At 67.4% G+C, this 16,902-nt stretch carries 17 protein-coding genes; 5 read left to right on the forward strand and 12 right to left on the reverse strand.

The annotated features are described in order from the left end of the window. Window positions 1-61: 61 nt before the first annotated feature. The 7 genes from FM111_RS07090 to FM111_RS07120 form a co-directional block, all read right to left on the reverse strand. Window positions 62-493 (reverse strand): molecular chaperone DnaJ, encoded by a 432-nt coding sequence (locus FM111_RS07090; RefSeq protein ID WP_087140272.1) that lies wholly within the window; start codon window positions 491-493, stop codon window positions 62-64. A 7-nt stretch (window positions 494-500) separates the two neighbouring features. Then, window positions 501-1,334, reverse strand: coding sequence for a division plane positioning ATPase MipZ (locus tag FM111_RS07095; RefSeq protein ID WP_087140273.1), 834 nt, complete (start codon window positions 1,332-1,334; stop codon window positions 501-503). A gap of 120 nt (window positions 1,335-1,454) precedes the next feature. Continuing rightward, complete coding sequence (locus FM111_RS07100) at window positions 1,455-2,078, reverse strand: SPOR domain-containing protein (RefSeq protein ID WP_087140274.1); 624 nt, start codon at window positions 2,076-2,078, stop codon at window positions 1,455-1,457. Between the two features lie 83 nt (window positions 2,079-2,161). Continuing rightward, window positions 2,162-2,923, reverse strand: a complete 762-nt coding sequence (locus tag FM111_RS07105) for a chorismate mutase (protein ID WP_087140275.1) — start codon at window positions 2,921-2,923, stop codon at window positions 2,162-2,164. A gap of 310 nt (window positions 2,924-3,233) precedes the next feature. After that, window positions 3,234-3,800 (reverse strand): prephenate dehydratase domain-containing protein, encoded by a 567-nt coding sequence (locus FM111_RS07110; RefSeq protein ID WP_087140276.1) that lies wholly within the window; start codon window positions 3,798-3,800, stop codon window positions 3,234-3,236. Beyond that, the gene (locus FM111_RS07115) at window positions 3,797-5,167 is read right to left on the reverse strand and encodes a class II 3-deoxy-7-phosphoheptulonate synthase (RefSeq protein ID WP_087140277.1); all 1,371 of its coding nucleotides are present in this window, start codon (window positions 5,165-5,167) and stop codon (window positions 3,797-3,799) included. The genes FM111_RS07110 and FM111_RS07115 overlap by 4 nt, the downstream gene beginning before the upstream one ends. A 51-nt stretch (window positions 5,168-5,218) precedes the next feature. Then, the gene (locus tag FM111_RS07120) at window positions 5,219-6,274 is read right to left on the reverse strand and encodes an enoyl-CoA hydratase/isomerase family protein (RefSeq protein WP_087140278.1); all 1,056 of its coding nucleotides are present in this window, start codon (window positions 6,272-6,274) and stop codon (window positions 5,219-5,221) included. 110 nt (window positions 6,275-6,384) lie between these two features. On the opposite strand from FM111_RS07120, the gene FM111_RS07125 reads away from it, so the two are divergent. After that, window positions 6,385-6,816, forward strand: coding sequence for a hypothetical protein (locus FM111_RS07125; RefSeq protein ID WP_087140279.1), 432 nt, complete (start codon window positions 6,385-6,387; stop codon window positions 6,814-6,816). A gap of 117 nt (window positions 6,817-6,933) precedes the next feature. Here the strand turns inward: FM111_RS07125 and FM111_RS07130 are convergent, their stop codons facing one another. Further along, window positions 6,934-8,070 carry an isobutyryl-CoA dehydrogenase gene (locus FM111_RS07130; RefSeq protein ID WP_087140280.1) on the reverse strand — a complete coding sequence of 379 codons (1,137 nt, stop codon included), beginning with the start codon at window positions 8,068-8,070 and terminating at the stop codon, window positions 6,934-6,936. Between the two features lie 203 nt (window positions 8,071-8,273). On the opposite strand from FM111_RS07130, the gene hemB reads away from it, so the two are divergent. Further along, window positions 8,274-9,275 carry a porphobilinogen synthase gene (gene hemB / locus FM111_RS07135; RefSeq protein WP_087140281.1) on the forward strand — a complete coding sequence of 334 codons (1,002 nt, stop codon included), beginning with the start codon at window positions 8,274-8,276 and terminating at the stop codon, window positions 9,273-9,275. Window positions 9,276-9,306: 31 nt separating this feature from the next. Here hemB and FM111_RS07140 read toward each other — a convergent pair whose 3' ends face one another. Beyond that, window positions 9,307-9,819 carry a flavin reductase family protein gene (locus tag FM111_RS07140; RefSeq protein ID WP_256968131.1) on the reverse strand — a complete coding sequence of 171 codons (513 nt, stop codon included), beginning with the start codon at window positions 9,817-9,819 and terminating at the stop codon, window positions 9,307-9,309. Between the two features lie 122 nt (window positions 9,820-9,941). Here FM111_RS07140 and FM111_RS07145 point away from each other — a divergent pair, with 122 nt between their 5' ends. After that, window positions 9,942-10,844, forward strand: coding sequence for a flagellar motor protein MotB (locus FM111_RS07145; RefSeq protein ID WP_087140282.1), 903 nt, complete (start codon window positions 9,942-9,944; stop codon window positions 10,842-10,844). A 133-nt stretch (window positions 10,845-10,977) separates the two neighbouring features. Continuing rightward, window positions 10,978-11,715 (forward strand): arginyltransferase, encoded by a 738-nt coding sequence (locus FM111_RS07150; protein WP_087140283.1) that lies wholly within the window; start codon window positions 10,978-10,980, stop codon window positions 11,713-11,715. Window positions 11,716-11,788: 73 nt separating this feature from the next. On the opposite strand, the gene FM111_RS07155 is transcribed toward FM111_RS07150, so the two are convergent. From FM111_RS07155 to parC, 3 genes are all read right to left on the reverse strand, one after another. After that, window positions 11,789-12,817: a M48 family metallopeptidase gene (locus tag FM111_RS07155; RefSeq protein WP_087140284.1), complete on the reverse strand. Its 1,029-nt coding sequence runs from the start codon at window positions 12,815-12,817 to the stop codon at window positions 11,789-11,791. A 6-nt stretch (window positions 12,818-12,823) separates the two neighbouring features. Next, window positions 12,824-13,393 carry a LemA family protein gene (locus tag FM111_RS07160; protein ID WP_087140285.1) on the reverse strand — a complete coding sequence of 190 codons (570 nt, stop codon included), beginning with the start codon at window positions 13,391-13,393 and terminating at the stop codon, window positions 12,824-12,826. A 103-nt stretch (window positions 13,394-13,496) separates the two neighbouring features. Continuing rightward, window positions 13,497-15,710: a DNA topoisomerase IV subunit A gene (gene parC / locus FM111_RS07165; RefSeq protein WP_087140286.1), complete on the reverse strand. Its 2,214-nt coding sequence runs from the start codon at window positions 15,708-15,710 to the stop codon at window positions 13,497-13,499. A gap of 103 nt (window positions 15,711-15,813) precedes the next feature. On the opposite strand from parC, the gene FM111_RS07170 reads away from it, so the two are divergent. Continuing rightward, entirely contained in the window at window positions 15,814-16,881 is a 1,068-nt protein-coding gene (locus FM111_RS07170; RefSeq protein ID WP_087140287.1) for an NAD(P)H-dependent flavin oxidoreductase, read from the forward strand. The last annotated feature ends 21 nt before the right edge of the window (window positions 16,882-16,902 follow it).

Genomic DNA, 16,902 nt, shown 5'->3' on the forward strand with positions numbered 1-16,902 from the left:
CACCCCTCATCCGTCTGCCTCCGGCAGCCACCTTCTCCCTCAAGGGGAGAAGGAAAGCGCCCTACCCTTTCAGCAGCCGATCCCGCGCGGCGTTGACGCGCGCGGCTAGGCCCTCGGTTCCGCCCTGGTCCGGGTGGGCGCGCGCCATCAGCCTGCGCCATGCCGCGTGGATCGTCTGGGCGTCCGCATCGGCCGCGACGCCCAGAATAGCGCGCGCTTCGGCCTTGCTCATGGGCTCGGCGGCTTGAACCGCCCTGCCCGCCACAGGCCGGATGCGCGACTGCACGGCCAACCAGACGCCTGCCGACGCCATCCCGCCCGCGATCAGCCAGGCTCCGCGCGCAGCCGCGAACACCGCTCCGGCCAGCAAGGCGGCGCTTAATATGGTCGCAGAGATGCGCCAGTGGCCGCGCCGGGCGCGTTCGGTCTGGCGACCCAGACGCACCATGGCCCACAGGGCCACGGCGGCCAGCCCCAGCCAGATCAGGCCCATGAAGCGATCAGGCCGCCGCGTCCATGGCGGCGATGGCGTCGTCCAGGCCCAGGGCCTGCATCAGATTGCGCATCTCCTGGCGCGCGGCGACGTGGGCCAGAGAGACCGACACCGGGCGGATGTCGTTCGACAGGTCCGCCACGGTCAGGCCGAAAGGGAAGAGCTCGCGATAGATGACCCGGTCGCGCAGACCCGGCCCGACGCGGAAACCGACCCGCTTGGCCAGCTTGTTCATGCGCGAGGCCAGACGACGACGGTTGCGCGCCTCGGCCACGGCCAGGCGGTTGGTGACGACGATCCAGTCGATGGTCACCTGACGGCCCTCGGTGATGGCGCGGTGCTTGCGCGCCTCCCAGACGCTTTCGGAATAGATGGAGGGTCGGATCAGATCCAGCGTCACCGGATCCACCTCGCCCAGCAGGTCGAAGTCGACGAAGCTGTCGTTCATCGGCGTGACGATCTGGTCAGCGCGGCCATGCGCGGCGCGTGACAGAGCCGTGTCGCCGCCCGGCGTGTCGATCAGGATGACGTCGGCCACGGCCTTGGCCTCGGCGAAGGCGGCCTCGAAGCGGGCCATCTGGTCGGCTTCATCAGCCTTGTGCAGAGCCTTGCCGTCGCCCATGTCCGGCACGATCGGCTGCGGCAGTTCATGGCCGTTGGCCTTGGTCCAGGCGAGGCGGTTGGCGAAGAACCGCTCTAGCGAGCGCTGACGCAGGTCCAGGTCGATGACCGCAACCTTGCGCCCGGCGTGCAGAAGGCCGGTGACGATGTGAATGGCCAGGGTGGACTTGCCCGCCCCGCCCTTTTCATTGCCGATGACGATGACCTGAGGCTGCGCCATGTGAAATCCCACTGTGATCAGCAGGCGCGACTCATCTTCGTCCGCCGCCCGCCCATGGGCCGCAAGATCAGCCTCCGAGGGGCAATCGTCAACGAAACCTTAAGCTGAGCCTGTGGACGATCAGACCGAGGCCGCGCCGGATCGTGCGCACCACGGGTCCGAAGCCGCCAGGTCGCGGCACAGGGCCTGAGCCTGTCCGGCGGTGGCGGCGACCTTCAGCCGGAACAAACGACGCCCGCCGATCTCGACTGCCTCATAGACGGGCTGAAGTTCCGACAGCACCGTCCCGCCCGGCCCTCGGCTCAACCGCATCCAGGCCGCGCGGGCGCCGTCCTCGCTGGAATAGGCGCCCAGTTGCACATGGCGGGCAGCGACTATCATGGGCTTGGGCGCCGTCACGGCCGGCGGCGGAGCCTCGGGATCGGGATAGGCTGTCGGCGTAGGCCCAGGCGTAGGTCCAGGCGCAGAGGCCAGGCGGACCTTGGCGGTCAGGCCTTCGCGCGCGTCCCACAGTTCATGCGGGGTCATCAGCTCGACCTTCAGCGGAGCGGCGCGCTCACGCGGACGATCCGACGCAGCGACCGAATGCGCGTTCCCCGCCTCCTCGCCGGACAAGGGAATGGCGGCGATCCGTTCGGCGGCGCTCTCGAACCGATTGGGGTCGCTTTCCACCACGCCGCAACCGATCAGCAGCCCAGCAAGGACGCAGATCGGCGCAAGACGCAGGAGGACGGAGGCGTTCATACCGCCACATTGGACGACGGATTTTGAGACAGGGTTGAGGAACAGGCTTAACGTCGATTTACCCTGTTCCTCAGCCGGGCCTGTCAGCCGATGGCGCCGACGCCGCCCTCGACATCGCCCGGCGCCACATCGGCGTCGGTCAGGGCCAGGGTCCAGCCGTGGTGGGTGTTCAGGCCCCAGCGACGCGCGCCCGAGCCGTCGCCCGCGTCGCCGCCCGCCGTCACCACGACGCGGCGGCCCTTCGGCAGGGCCGGCGGATCGATCTTGCCCACGGCCAGAGACGTCGGCGTCTCGCCGCCGTAGCCGTCGAAGACGCTGAGCATCGACCATTCGCGGCGCAGGCCGATCCACCAGGGATCGTCGCCGCTGATCGACAGGACGGCCACGCCCTTGCCCTCGGCCGCATGGGCCAAAGCCGCCTGCGGGTCGAGGACCAGCTTGATGTCGGCGGCGGCGCCGAAGCGCAGGCGGGCGCCGTCCACGGCCTTGGCCGGGTCGATGGGGGCCCAGACCTGGACCTGCAGACGGCCCTGACGCGCCAGACCCCAGCCGACGATCTCGCGCCACAGATGCTCGACCGCCTCGCGGTTCTCGGGTTCGCACTGTTTCAGCAGGCGAGCCTGAACGGCCTGCTCGCGGTCAGGACGCAGCTTGGTGTGGGGGCCGGTCGGGGCATCCTTGGCCTTGCCCACCTGGGCGGCGACGGACAGGCGGCGCTCGAACAGTTCGAGGATCTGATCGTCCAGGCTGTCGATTTCGGCGCGCAGGGCGGCCAGCGCCTTCTGTTCGGCGCTCAGTTCAATGGTTTCGGCGGGCCAGACTTGCTGGATGGCGGATTGCGACATGGGAGATGGCTTTCGGCATGGGGATTTCGATAGGGAGGTCGCGTCCGCCGATAAAGACTCAGGCAGGGACGCGCAGAATGGCCGCTTGGGAAGAAGCGGTCGCCAGTGAGACGGTCAGGGTTGGTTAGAAGCCCGACGCCTCAGCCGGCGTATCGAAAGCCGTAATAGCCGTAGCCAAAATAGAAGCCGGCCACCGCGCGCGTGGTGGTTTCAACGGTCATTTGTGCGCGCAGCGAGGACATGAATCCGGTCCGGTTTCTGGATCAAGGTCGATCCGACCGGACCTTAAAGCCGCAAACTTTATGCGCGGTCAACCCTGAGGGGCCGTGAACAGGACAAAACGCGTCCGGTTGTCGCTGAAATCCTGCAAATCGTTGCGCAGAACCACCAATCCATAGACCTCGGCGGCGCGAGCGGGCGCTACGGCGGCGCGGGTCACGTCGTCCGCCTCGGCCACGGCGGCGGCTGCGCCCCCGGTGTCAAACGCCTCGACCGCCGCGATCTTCATCTCATTCAACGCCTTGGAGCATTGCTGCAGGGCGACAGGATGGCTTTCAGCCGTCTTCACATCCGACAAGCGCGCCTCAGGCGCGCCCAGCAGCGCCAGGCGGATCGGCCGCCAGGCCTCGCTGACCGCGACCAGCCTGGCCTGCCGCACCAGGGTGGCGGCGGGTTCGACTACGCCCACGGTTGAGTTCTCGACGGGGATCAGGGCGCAATGGCAGTCGCCGCTCAGGACGGCGTCGATCGCGCCCCGAAAGGTCTCAAAGCCGACCGCCTCGTCCCACGGGCGCAGGTCGAGGCAAGCCTCATGGCTGAAGGCGCCCGGCGCGCCCTGATAGGCGACGCGGCCGGGCGTTTCGTCTTCTGCCGTCATGCGGCCTCGGACCGGGCCTGTCGCCCGGCCTTGAGGCGCTCGGCGACCAGGAAGGCCATCTCCAGCGCCTGATCCGCGTTCAGACGCGGATCGCAGTGGGTGTGATAACGGCTCGACAGATCGTCCTCGGTCACCGCCTGGGCGCCGCCGATGCATTCAGTAACGTTCTGGCCGGTCATTTCCAGGTGGACGCCGCCGGGGTGGACGCCCTCGGCCTCGGCCACATCGATGAAGCTGCGGACCTCGCCCATGACACGGTCGAACGGCCGGGTCTTGTAGCCGTTGCCGGCCTTCAGCGTATTGCCGTGCATCGGGTCGATCGACCAGATGACGCGCTTGCCCGCCGCCTTCACCGCCCGCATCAGACCCGGCAGGCGGTCGCCCACCTTGTCGTGACCGAAACGGCCGATCAGCGTCAGGCGGCCCGGGATGTTGTTCGGGTTCAGGGCGTCGATCAGCGGCAGCAGGTCGTCGGCCGTCATGGTCGGCCCGCACTTGACCCCGATGGGGTTGGAGATGCCGCGCATGAACTCGATGTGGGCGCCGTCCAACTGACGCGTGCGCTCGCCGATCCACAGCATGTGAGCCGAGGTGTCGAACCATTCGCCGGTCGAGCCATCCAGGCGCGTCAGGGCGCTCTCGACGTTCAGCAGCAGGGCTTCGTGGCTGGTGAAGACCTCGACGCGCGACAGGTCGGGATGGGTTTCAGGCGTGACGCCGACCGCCTCCATGAAGGCCAGGGCCTCGGTGATCTTGTCGGCCAGCTCGCGGTAGGCCGCGCCCGCGCCGTCGTCGGCGAAGCCCAGCGTCCAGCGGTGGATGTTGTACAGGTCGGCATAACCCCCGCCCGCGAAGGCGCGCAGCAGGTTCAGCGTCGAGGCCGACTGGTTATAGGCGCGGATCAGGCGCTGCGGGTCAGGCATCCGCTCTTCCGGCGTGAAGCCCATGCCGTTGATGATGTCGCCGCGATAGGACGGCAGCTCGACCCCGCCGATCTCCTCGACCGGAGACGAGCGCGGCTTGGCGAACTGACCAGCGATGCGGCCGACCTTCACCACCGGCTTGCGGCCGGCGAAGGTCAGCACCACCGCCATCTGCAGGATCAGGCGGAAGGTGTCGCGGATGTTGTCGGTCGAGAACTCCTTGAAGCTCTCGGCGCAGTCGCCGCCCTGCAGCAGGAAGGCGTTCCCCGCCTCGACCTGGGCCAGATGGTCGGTAAGCTTGCGCGCCTCGCCCGCAAAGACGAGGGGCGGCATCGCGCGCAGCTCGTCTTCGACGCGCGCCAGTTCGGCGGCGTCCGGATAGTCCGTCGGCATATGCAGGACGGGCTTGTTTCTCCAGGATTCGGGGGTCCAGCGCTTACTCATGCCGGCAAGATAGGCCTTTCCCCCGCCTTGAACAATGAAGCTTGCGCGAAATCAGCCGTTAAGCGGTTTCCATGCCTCATCGGCGGGCAGTGGCGCGAACAGGGCCTCGATCTGGGCGTTCGAAACCGAAGAAAGCTCGGCCGGCGACCACTGGGGCGCATTGTCCTTGTCGATGATGACGGCGCGCACGCCTTCCTGGAAATCGTGGGTCTGAACCACGCGCCCGCCCAGGGCGTATTCCATCGCCATGTTGTCGGCGAAGTCGGTCAGGGTCGCCCCGGTGCGGATCTGGCGCAGCGAGATCTTCAGCGACTGCGGCGACTTGGTCTTCAGGACGTCCAGCTGCTTCAGCGCCCACTCCGATCCGTCAGCCGCAAGGGCGGCGACGATCTCTTCCACAGTGTCGAAGGCGAAAAGGCGGTCGATGGCTTCGCGGTGCGGAGCCAGCGGCGACGGCCCGGCGTCGCCGGCGATGCGATCGGCGACCGCTTTCGGGTCGGCGGGCGCGGCCAGAAGTTCGGTCTTCAACGCCTCGACGCCCTCGCTCGGCGCAAAGTGGGTGTGAATGCCCAGCGCCACCGTATCCGCCGCCTTCAGACGCGCGCCGGTCAGCGCCAGCCACACGCCCGTCTGGCCCGGCAGGCGCGGCAGGAACCAGCCGCCGCCCACATCGGGGAACAAACCGATGCCCGTCTCGGGCATGGCGTAGGTGGTGCGCTCGGTGGCGATGCGGACGTCGGCGGGCTCGCTGATGCCCACGCCGCCGCCCATGACGATGCCGTCCACCACCGCCGTGATCGGCTTGGGATAGACGAACATCAGATGGTTCAGCTGGTATTCGGTGCTGAAGAAGGCCTTGGCCTCCGAGGCGTCCCCTGCCCCGCTCTCGGCGATCATGCGGATGTCGCCCCCGGCGCAGAAGCCGCGCTCCCCTGCATGGTCGATCAGCACAGACTTCACCGCGTCGTCAGCGCGCCAGGTCAGCAGCGCCTCGATCATCGCCTCGCACATGGGTCGGTTCAGGGCGTGGATCGCCTTCGGCCTGTTCAGGGTGATGCGGCCGACACCATTTTCGATGCGGGTGATGACTTCGGATTCAGTGCTCATGCCTTGGGTCTAGAGCCGGCGCCGTCGCGGGTAAAGCCGAAGAGCCGTCTTGCATTCGCGCTGCAGCAGCGTTGGTATGGCCCCGCCTGGTTCACGAAAGACAGCACTCCATGCTCATCGCCGCGATGACAGCCGCCCTGACCCTGACCGCCGCTCCCGCCGATGAAAGGGGCGCTCAGTGGGTGACGCACGACGTATCGGGCGAAGGCGCGGTCGCCAGCTTCCTGAACTGGAACTTCACCGGCGTCATCACCCGCGCGCACTGTGCGGGCGGCCAGGTCACATTCCAGTATTTCTATGACTTTCCGGGATCGCCCGCCCCCGGCCAGCGCGCCCTGACCCTGACGGTCGACGGCGCGGACTACCGACTGACGCCCTCGGTCGATGAGATGGACCGGCAGGTCTACACCCTGTCGCCCGAAGGCAAGGCCGCGCTGAAACAGGCGCGCAACGTCGATCTCGACGCCCCGAACGAGGCGGACGAGCCCTGGTATCTGGGCCAGTCCGCCGCGCTGGTGAACCTGGCGAGGCGCTGCGGCTGAGGCCTAGACCATTATCGATTCGGATTGGATCAATCCGAACTCGGATCAATGGTCCAGCATCAATGCCTAGAGCGAATATCTGAGTTCACATGCGATCGCATGTGAACCGACTTCGCTCTAGCGCGCCAGCTCGCGCGCCACGATCACGCGCATGATCTCATTGGTGCCTTCCAGGATGCGGTGAACGCGCAGGTCGCGCACGATCCGCTCCAGCGGGTAGTCCTTCAGATAGCCGTAGCCGCCGTGCAGCTGCAGCGCCTGATCGGCGATCTGGAAGCAGGCGTCGGTCGTCAGGCGCTTGGCCATGGCGCACCACTTGGTCTTTTCCGCGTGGCCGGTGTCGATGGCCCAGGCGCCGCGCAGCACCATCAGGCGGGCGGCCTCAAGGTCCGTGGCCATGTCCGCCAGCTCGAACTGGGTGTTCTGGAACTGGCCGATGGCCTGGCCGAACTGCTTGCGGCTGGCGACGTAGTCCTGCGCCGTCTCCAGCGCCAGACGCGCCCCGCCCAGCGAGCAGGCGGCGATGTTCAGGCGCCCGCCGTCCAGACCGGCCATGGCGTATTTGAAGCCCGCGCCTTCCTCGCCCATCAGATTGGCGACCGGCACCCGGCAGTCGTCGAAGCTGACCACGGCGGTCGGCTGGGCGTTCCAGCCCATCTTCTTCTCATTGGCGCCGAACGACAGGCCGGGCGTGCCCGCCTCAACCACCAGGGTCGAGATGCCCTTCGGCCCCTCGCCGCCCGTGCGGACCATGACGACATAGACATCCGACGTCCCGGCGCCGGAAATGAAGGCCTTGGCGCCGTTCAGCACATAATGGTCGCCGTCGCGCACCGCCGTCGTCCGCAGCGCCGCCGCGTCAGAGCCCGAGCCCGGCTCGGTCAGGCAGTAGCTGGCGATCTTCTCCATCCCGACCAGCGACGGCACGAAGCGCGCCCGCAGCTCGTCCGAGCCAAAGCTGTCGATCATCCACGTCGCCATATTGTGGATCGAGATAAAGGCCGCCGTCGCCACATCGCCGCGCGACAGCTCTTCAAAGATCAGCGCCGCCTCGACCCGGCCCAGGCCCATGCCGCCATGTTCCTCGCCCGTATAGATGCCGGCGAAGCCCATCTCGGCGGCGGACTTCAGCACGTCGACCGGGAAATGCTTGTCTTCATCCCAGCGGGCCGAATGCGGAGCCAGCTCGGCCTCGGCGAAGGCGCGGGCCGCGTCCTGAATGGCGCGTTGATCGTCGGTGAGGGCGAAGTCCATGAAAGCTCCCGCATTACAGCCTGCCCTCTGACGGGGCGTTCGGGGCGCTTCTAACGGCTGGCGACGCGCGCGTCACCTTGCAGATGCGTCAGCACCCACACCCCGCTCATCCCGACGGACGCCGGGATGAGCGGGAGATAGGGCGAGCATAGGTGGACAGTTCGTCTTTTGCCTCTACCCGCGCTTTGTTTTAAGCCGCGCGCATGACCATGCCCTTCCAGCCCGCCGCCTTTCCCTACGCCCGCCCGCGTCGCCTGCGTTCGCAGCCGTGGGTGCGTCGTCTGGTCGCCGAGACGACCCTGACGCCCGCCGATCTGATCTGGCCGCTGATCGTCCATGACGGCGCCGAGGACCGCCAGCCGGTCGCCTCCATGCCGGGCGTCTTCCGCCTGTCGCCCAAGGAGGCCGCCAAGGCCGCCGTCGAGGCGCGCGATCTGGGCATTCCGATGGTCGCCCTGTTCCCGAACGTGAACGACGGGCTGAAGGACAATGTCGCCACCGCCGCCACCGACCCGGACGGCCTGATTCCCGACTGCATTCGCGCCATCAAGGACGCTGCGCCCGAGATCGGCGTCATGACCGACGTGGCGCTGGACTGCTACACCGACCACGGCCACGACGGCGTTCTGGAGAACGGCCGCATCGTCAACGACCCGACGCTGGAACGGCTGGCCGAGCAGGCCTTCATCCACGCCCACGCGGGCGCAGACGCTGTGGCTCCGTCCGACATGATGGACGGCCGCGTTCAGGCCATCCGCGAGGCGCTGGAAGCCAACGGGCTGAGCGACACCCTGATCATCAGCTATGCCGCCAAATACGCCTCGGCCTTCTACGGCCCGTATCGCGACGCGGTGGGCTCGTCGAAATCCCTGACCGGCGACAAGAAGACCTATCAGATGGACTTCGCCAACGCCGAGGAGGCTCTGCGCGAGGTGGCTATGGACCTGTCGGAAGGCGCTGACGCCCTGATCGTCAAGCCGGGCCTGCCCTATCTGGATATCGTCCGACTGGTGTCGCAGACGTTCAAGGTTCCGACCTTCGCCTATCAGGTGTCGGGCGAGTACGCGATGATGCAGGCCGCCTTCGCCAACGGCTGGCTGGACCCGGACCGCGCGATTCTGGAAAGCCTGCACGCGTTCAAGCGCGCGGGGGCGTCCGGCGTCATCAGCTACTTCGCGCCGCAAGCCGCGCGGATGATGGGCTAAGTCCCTTCTCCCCTTGTGGGAGAAGGACGCGTCAGGCGGTCGGATCGACCGCCTTGCCGTATTTGCCGCGGAAATAGGTCAGCGCGTCGCCGGGCCGGGTATCGAACGCCTCAACCTGGCCGACGATGACCAGATGGTCGCCCATGACGATGCGCTCGTGAGTCCGGCAGGTCAGACGCGTCACCGCATTCAGCAGGCGCGGCGGCTCGGGATCATCCACCGCGAACTCATCGTCCGACAAACGGCACACGCCCCAGGCGAAGCGATCAGACATGGCCTGATCCTCGACCGGCAGCATGTGCACGGCGAAGCGGTCGGCCCCGGCGAAGGCGTCGTGGCGGTCGGACTTGATGTCCATGCACCACAGCACCAGCGGCGGATCCAGCGAGACCGAGGTGAAGCTGTTCACCGTGATCCCCAGCGGCCCGTCGACCGTATGGGCCGTGACCACGCACACCCCGGTGGCGAACCCGCCCAGCGCCCGGCGATAGGCGCGGGGGTCGAAATCATCGGCGGGGGAAGCGGGCGACTGTGACATGGCCATCAGCTAGGCTGTGCGACCCGCATCGGCAAGGGCGCGGCGCGCCGTCGCAGCTCTCCGCAACCGCTTCTTAAGCCCCGCATGGGATTTAGGGCGAACGAACACGGTTAAGACGGACCCGCCCCATGGCGCTGAACGATCGCCCGATCCTGATCAAGAAGGTGAAGAAGGTGTCCGGCCACGGCCATCACGGCGGCGCGTGGAAGGTGGCCTACGCCGACTTCGTCACGGCCATGATGGCCTTCTTCCTGCTGATGTGGCTGATCAACACGACTGATCCGGAGCAGAAGCGCGGCATCGCCGAATATTTCGCCCCGGCCAACGTCTCGGCCTCGACCTCGGGCTCCGGCGGCATCCTGGGCGGCACCTCGCTAGGCGATTCCGAAGGCGCCAAGGGCGCCGGGTCCAACGCCGTCATCGAACAACTGGCCCCCGAGGCCCCCGACGCCCCACAGGAAGCAGGCCAGAACTCCAACCTGGCCTCGGCCAGCGAAGCCGCCCTGCGCGCCGAGATCGCCCGGCGTGAGGCCGCTGACTTCGCCAGCGCCGCCGAATCCCTGCGCCAGGCCATGCAGTCCATGCCGGAACTGGCCGAGCTGTCGAAACAGCTGATCATCGACCAGACGCCCGAGGGCCTGCGCATCCAGTTGGTCGATCAGGAAGGCCGCTCGATGTTCGAGAACGGCTCGGCCCGCCCCAATCCGCGCGCCCAGCTGCTGCTGCGCGCCGTGGCCAAGGTCATCAACCAACTGCCCAACCGCATCAGCATCACCGGCCACACCAGCGCTGTCGCCGGCTCCAGCCGCGCCAGCAGCCCCGGCGACTGGCCCCTGTCCTCGGCGCGCGCCGACGCCTCGCGTCTGACCCTGCAGGGCGCGGGCGTGAACAGCGACCGGGTCTATTCGGTCGCGGGCAAGGCGGGCTCCGATCCGCTGTATCCCGACGACCCGTCGCTGGCGGGCAACCGCCGCATCGCCATCGTCCTGCTGCGAGAGGCGCCGGTCCTGCCTACGGACACCAGCCTGTGAGGCCGTGCGGCGACACCTTCGCCGCACGAAGAAGGCTTGCGAAAACGGCTGGTTGCGCGCCAAATCAGATCATGAGCCGCGCGTATCCATCCGGCCCCTGTGCGGGCGCTGAAACCGTCACGGAGCGACAGCCGTGACCCAGCACTTCTTCTCGCGCCAACTCCGCTTCTTCATGACGGCCAGCGCGCCCTGCCCCTATCTGCCGGGTCAGTTCGAACGCAAGGTCTTCGCCAACCTGCCGTTCAACGACGGGGCCGACGTCAACGACGCCCTGACCCAGGCCGGGTTCCGCCGCAGTCAGAACATCGCCTACCGCCCGGCCTGCGAGGCCTGCGCGGCCTGCGTCTCGGTGCGGATTCCGGTGGCGGACTTCGAACCCTCGCGCTCGCGCCGCCGCATCCTGGCCCGCAACGCCGACCTGTCGCGCGGCCTGGTCGAGGCCGAGGCGACGATGGAGCAGTTCAACCTGCTGCGCCGCTATCTGAACGCCCGCCACCCCGGCGGCGGCATGAGCGACATGAGTTGGCTGGACTATGTATCGATGGTCGAGGACACCGCCGTCCGCACCCATTTGATCGAATACCGCCTGCCCAGCGAGGATGACGGCCCCGGCCGCCTGGTCGGCGTCTGCCTGACCGACCTGCTGCATGACGGCCTGTCGATGGTCTACAGCTTCTTCGACCCGGATCTGGAGCGCCGCAGCCTGGGCCGCTTCGCCATCCTGGATCACCTGCATCAGGCCCAGACTGTGGCCCTGCCGTATGTGTATCTAGGCTACTGGGTCCAGGGCTCGCCCAAGATGGACTACAAGGCCGAGTTCCGCCCGCTGGAGGCCCTGCGCCCCTGGGGCTGGGAGCGGCTGGAGGAATAGACGCCACGCCTCTCCCTCCCCTTCATGGGGACGGTGGTCGCGCAGCGACCGGGTGGGGAGGGAGAAGACTGCGTCAGGTCGTCGGCACCGCCGTGCCTGCGGCCTGAGGCGCTCCGCCCCACGGCCCGTCGTCCCGACCGCCGGCGAACTGCACCAGGGCCGCGATCCTTTTCGAGATCGGCGGATGAGTGGCGAACAGGCCCGAGAACCCCGCCTTCTCCGCCGTATTATCCAGGAACATGCCCCTCAGTTCATCCGGCGCCTCCAGCTTCGACTGGCCCGACACCTTGCGCAGGGCCGAGATCATGGCGTCCGGGTTCTTGGTCAGCTCCACCGCCCCGGCGTCGGCCACATACTCCCGCGTCCGCGACAGGGTCATGCGGATGACGGCGGCCAGGCCGAAGCCGATCACCCCGATGGCCAGGCCGATCAGGATCAGCGGCATGGCGTTCTTGTTGTTCCCGCCGCGGCCGCCGCGCACATAGAACAGGCTGCGGAACACCAGTTCAGCCACCACGCTGATAATCCCCGCGAAGATCGAGGCGATCACCATGGTCCGCACGTCCTTGTTGATGACGTGGGTCAGCTCGTGCGCCAGGACGCACTCCATCTCGTCGCGGTTCAAGGTCTGCATCAGGCCGCGCGTGACGGTGACGCTGTAGTTGCCCTCGTGCAGGCCGGACGCATAGGCGTTCAGCGACGGGCTTTCGATGATGCGCAGGGCGGGCGTCTTCATCCCGCGCGAGATCGCCAGGTTCTCCAGCAGATTATAGAGGTCCGGCTCGCTCCGACGCTCAACCTTTCGCGCTCCGGTCATGACGTCGATCATCATCTGATTGCCGAAATAGGCGATGACGAACCAGATCGCCGCCGCGATGGCGGCGAAGGGCACTGTCCAGCCCAGCATGGACGCCGCCAGCGCCAGATCCTGACCCAGGTCGCCGCCCGAATTGGGCAGAAGGCCGAACCCCATCATCAGCACCTGAATGCCGAACAATATGCCGACCAGCAGCACCGGGAACCCGGCCAGCAAGATCGCCGACCGGGTGTTGTTCCGCCAGATGTGGGTCTTGAGGCCGACGGCCTGACCGAAAACCGCCATTGGGGCTTAGAACTTCACCGTCGGCGGGGCGGCGTTCAGGGCAGCACGTTCGCCCTCGCCCACGTCGAAGAAGGGCTTGTCCGCGCCGAAGCCGAACATCCCCGCGAACAGGACCGTCGGGAACTGACGGCGCACGGCGTTGAATTCGCTGACGGCGTTGTTGAAGAAGCGGCGCGCGGCGGCCAGCTTGTTCTCGATGTCCGACAGGTCCATCTGCAACTGCTGGAAGTTGGCGTTGGCCTTCAGGTCCGGATAGGCCTCGGACACGGCGAACAAGCGGCCGAGCGTCGCCGTCAGCATGTTTTCGGTCTGCACCTTCTCGTCGATGGTGCGAGCGCCCGCAGCGGCGGCGCGCGCCTGGGTCACGGCGTCCAGGGTGCCGCGCTCGTGCGTGGCGTAGCCCTTCACCGTCTCGACCAGGTTGGGGATCAGATCCTGGCGTTGCTTCAACTGCACGTCGATGTCGGCGAACGACTGGTTCGCCGTCTGATCCAGCTTCACCAGCTTGTTGTACGCGCCGACCACGACGAACAGCAGAATGACGACGATGACGCCGATGATGATCCAGGTGATCATTGAGCCTCCTCCGAAAGATCAGCCGCGACTATGCGGGCCGGAAGACGCCGCAACCAATGAATTCGGCGTCACCCTTCCCTCTCCCGCCGGGAGAGGGTTGAACTCAGCGGAACTTGCGCAGGCCGCGCGGACCCTGGCGGCCGGCGCCGGCGCGTTTGCCCAGCCAGTCCTTCCAGTCCGGCCAGTTGCGGCGGCGGCCGCCGCCGTCGGCCCATTCAGGCCCCGCTTCGGCGTTGAACACCGCCACATCGGCCAGGCCGCCCTGCTTGTAGTTCTGCAGCTTCACGCCCTTGCCCCGGCCCATTTCGGGCAGTTCGGCCAAGGGGAAGATCAGCGCCTTGATGTTCTCGCCGATGACGGCGACGTGGTCGCCCTGCGGCTGGCTGGGCACGCGCAGCATGGCCAGCATCTCGCCGTTCAGCACCTGCTTGCCGCCGCGCTTCTGAGCCAGAAGGTCGTTCTCGGGCGCCACGAAACCGTAGCCCGCCTTCGAGGCGACCAGCAGCTTTGCGTTCGGCTCATGCGCTACGACGTTGATGATCTCGGCCTTCTCGTCGAGATCAATCATCAGACGCAGCGGTTCGCCGTGGCCGCGCCCCGACGCCAGCTTGTCGGCGCCGATGGTGAAGATGCGCCCGTCCGACGCCCCGACCAGCAGCTTGTCCGTCGTATAGGCGGGGACCAGGAAGCCCAGCTTGTCGCCTTCCTTGAACTTCAGTTCCGAGGGATCGTCGACCTTGCCCTTGGCGGCGCGGATCCAGCCGCGATCGGACAGGATGACGGTGATCGCTTCGCGCGGGATGAAGGCTTCCGGCGCGACGAAGGCCGAGGCGTCGACCGCCTCTCCCATCAGGGTGCGGCGCGGCGAGACCAGCGCCTTGCGCACGGCCTCCAATTCCTTGCCGATGGCCTTCCACTGCCTGGCCTCGGAGGACGTCAGCGCCTGCAGCGCTGCAAGTTCTTCCGACAGCTCATTGAATTCCTTCTCGATCGTCATTTCTTCGAGACGGGCCAGCTGGCGCAGGCGGGTGTCGAGAATGAAGTCGGCCTGAAGCTCGCTCAGTCCGAACGTCGCGATCAGGGCCGCCTTGGGCTGCTCTTCCTCGCGGACAATGCGGATGACCTCGTCCAGGTTCAGGAAGACGATGCGCAGGCCTTCCAACAGGTGCAGGCGCTTCTCGACGCGGGCGATGCGCCACTGGCTGCGGCGGTTCAGCACCACGCGGCGGTGATCCAGGAAGGCCTGCAGGCATTCCTTCAGACCCATGACGCGCGGCGTGCCGGTGGCATCCAGCACGTTCATGTTGATGGGGAAGCGCACCTCGAGATCGGACAGCTTGAACAGGCTTTCCATCAGCATTTCAGGCTCGATGGTGCGGTTCTTCGGTTCGAGGATCAGGCGGATATCCTCCGCCGACTCATCGCGCACGTCGCCCAGCAGGGGCGCCTTCTTGTTCTCGATCAGGTCGGCCAGGGCCTCGATCAGGCGCGACTTCTGCACCTGATACGGCATCTCGGTGATGACGATCTGATAGGCGCCGCGATCGAGCTTTTCCTCGACCCATTTGGCCCGCAGCCGAACACCGCCACGGCCGGTCTCATAGGCGTCCAGAATGGCGGCCTGGCTTTCGACCGACACGCCGCCCGTCGGGAAGTCCGGCCCCGGCACGATCTGCATCAGATCGACGGTCGTGGCGTCCGGCCGCTCCAGCAACAGATGGCAGGCGTCGATCAGTTCGCCCACGTTATGCGGCGGGATGGAGGTCGCCATGCCCACGGCGATGCCCGACGATCCGTTGGCCAGCAGGTTGGGGAAGCCCGCCGGCAGGACCACCGGCTCTTCGTCCTGATCGTCATAGGTGGGGCGGAAGTCGACCGCGTCCTGATCGATGCCGTCCAGCAGCAGGACGGCGGCGGACGTCAGCTTGCACTCGGTATAGCGCATGGCCGCCGCGCTATCGCCGTCGATGTTGCCGAAGTTCCCCTGCCCGTCCACCAGCGGATAGCGCTGAGCGAAGTCCTGAGCCAGACGGACCAGGGCCTCATAGATGGAGGCGTCGCCGTGCGGGTGATAGCCGCCCATGACCTCGCCGACGACCTTGGCGCATTTGCGCGCGGCCGCCTGCGGGTTCAGCCGCATCTGGTGCATGGCGTACATAATGCGCCTGTGCACCGGCTTGAAGCCGTCGCGCACGTCGGGCAACGCCCGGTTGGTGATCGTCGACAGGGCGTAGGCCAGATAGCGCTTGGACAGCGCATCGCCCATCGGCTCTTCGACGATGCGGCCGCCTTCGGGCGTCGGGGTGTGGATGGTCATACGGCTTCGAATCAATGATCGGACGAGGAAAGTCTAGCGCAGCCGAGGCCTGACGCCGGGATTGTCAGCGCCTATCTGTGCAGAAACGCGCGAGGGAGCCCCAATGAAGACCGCCCTGACCGACCGCCTCGGCCTGACCGTCCCCCTGATCCAGGCGCCGATGGCGGGAACCTCGACCGCCGAACTGGCCGCCGCCGTGTCGAATGCGGGGGCGCTGGGCTCCATCGCCCTGGGGGCCATCGACGCCGAGGCGAGCCGTAAGGCCATCCGCGCGGTGAAGGCGCTGACCGACCGGCCGTTCAACGTCAATCTGTTCTGCCATGCGCCGATCGCGGCCGATCCAGCGCGCGACGCCGTCTGGATCGACAGCCTGCGTCCGATCTTCACCGAGTTCGACGCGGCGCCGCCCGAGCGCCTCAACGACATCTACCAGAGCTTCCTGACCGACGACGCCAAGCTGGCCGTGCTGGTCGAGGAACGGCCTGCCGTGGTCAGCGTCCATTTCGGCCTGCCGCGCGCCGATCAGGTGGCGGCGCTGAAGGCGGCGGGCTGCGTCCTGGTCGCCAGCGCCACCACGCCCGAGGAAGGCCGCGCCGCTGTCGCCGCCGGGTTCGACATGGTGATCGCCCAAGGGGTCGAGGCGGGCGGTCATCGCGGTGTCTTCGACCCTGCCGACGATCCGCGCTTTGCGACCTTGCCGCTGACGCGCCTGCTGGCGCGTGATCTGCCGATCCCCGTCGTCGCGGCGGGCGGGATCATGGACGGCGCCGGGATCGCGGCGGCGCTGACGCTGGGGGCGGCCGGGGCGCAGATGGGGACAGCCTTCGCATCGTGCCCGGAATCGGCGGCGGATGCGGCCTATCGGGCGGCCTTGGCAGGAGTCGAGGCCGGGCGCACGCGGGTCAGCGCGGCCATCTCCGGCCGCCCGGCGCGCGGGGTCGAGAACGCCTTCATGCGCCGCGCCGATGAGACGAAGATCGCCGCCTATCCTTACGCCTACGACCTCGGCAAGGCGCTGAACGCCGCGGCCAGGGCCAAGGGAGACAACGGCTATGCTCCGCACTGGGCCGGGCAAGGCGCGCCGCTGGGCCGGGCGCTGCCTGCCGCCGAACTGGTCGCGATGCTGGAAAGGGAAACGCGCGAGGCGATTGCGGGGCTGACCCGCCTCTGACCCTTCCCGCTCATCCCGGCG

This window comes from Brevundimonas diminuta 3F5N (genome assembly GCF_900163625.1).
GTDB classification, from domain to species: Bacteria; Pseudomonadota; Alphaproteobacteria; order Caulobacterales; family Caulobacteraceae; genus Brevundimonas; species Brevundimonas diminuta_A.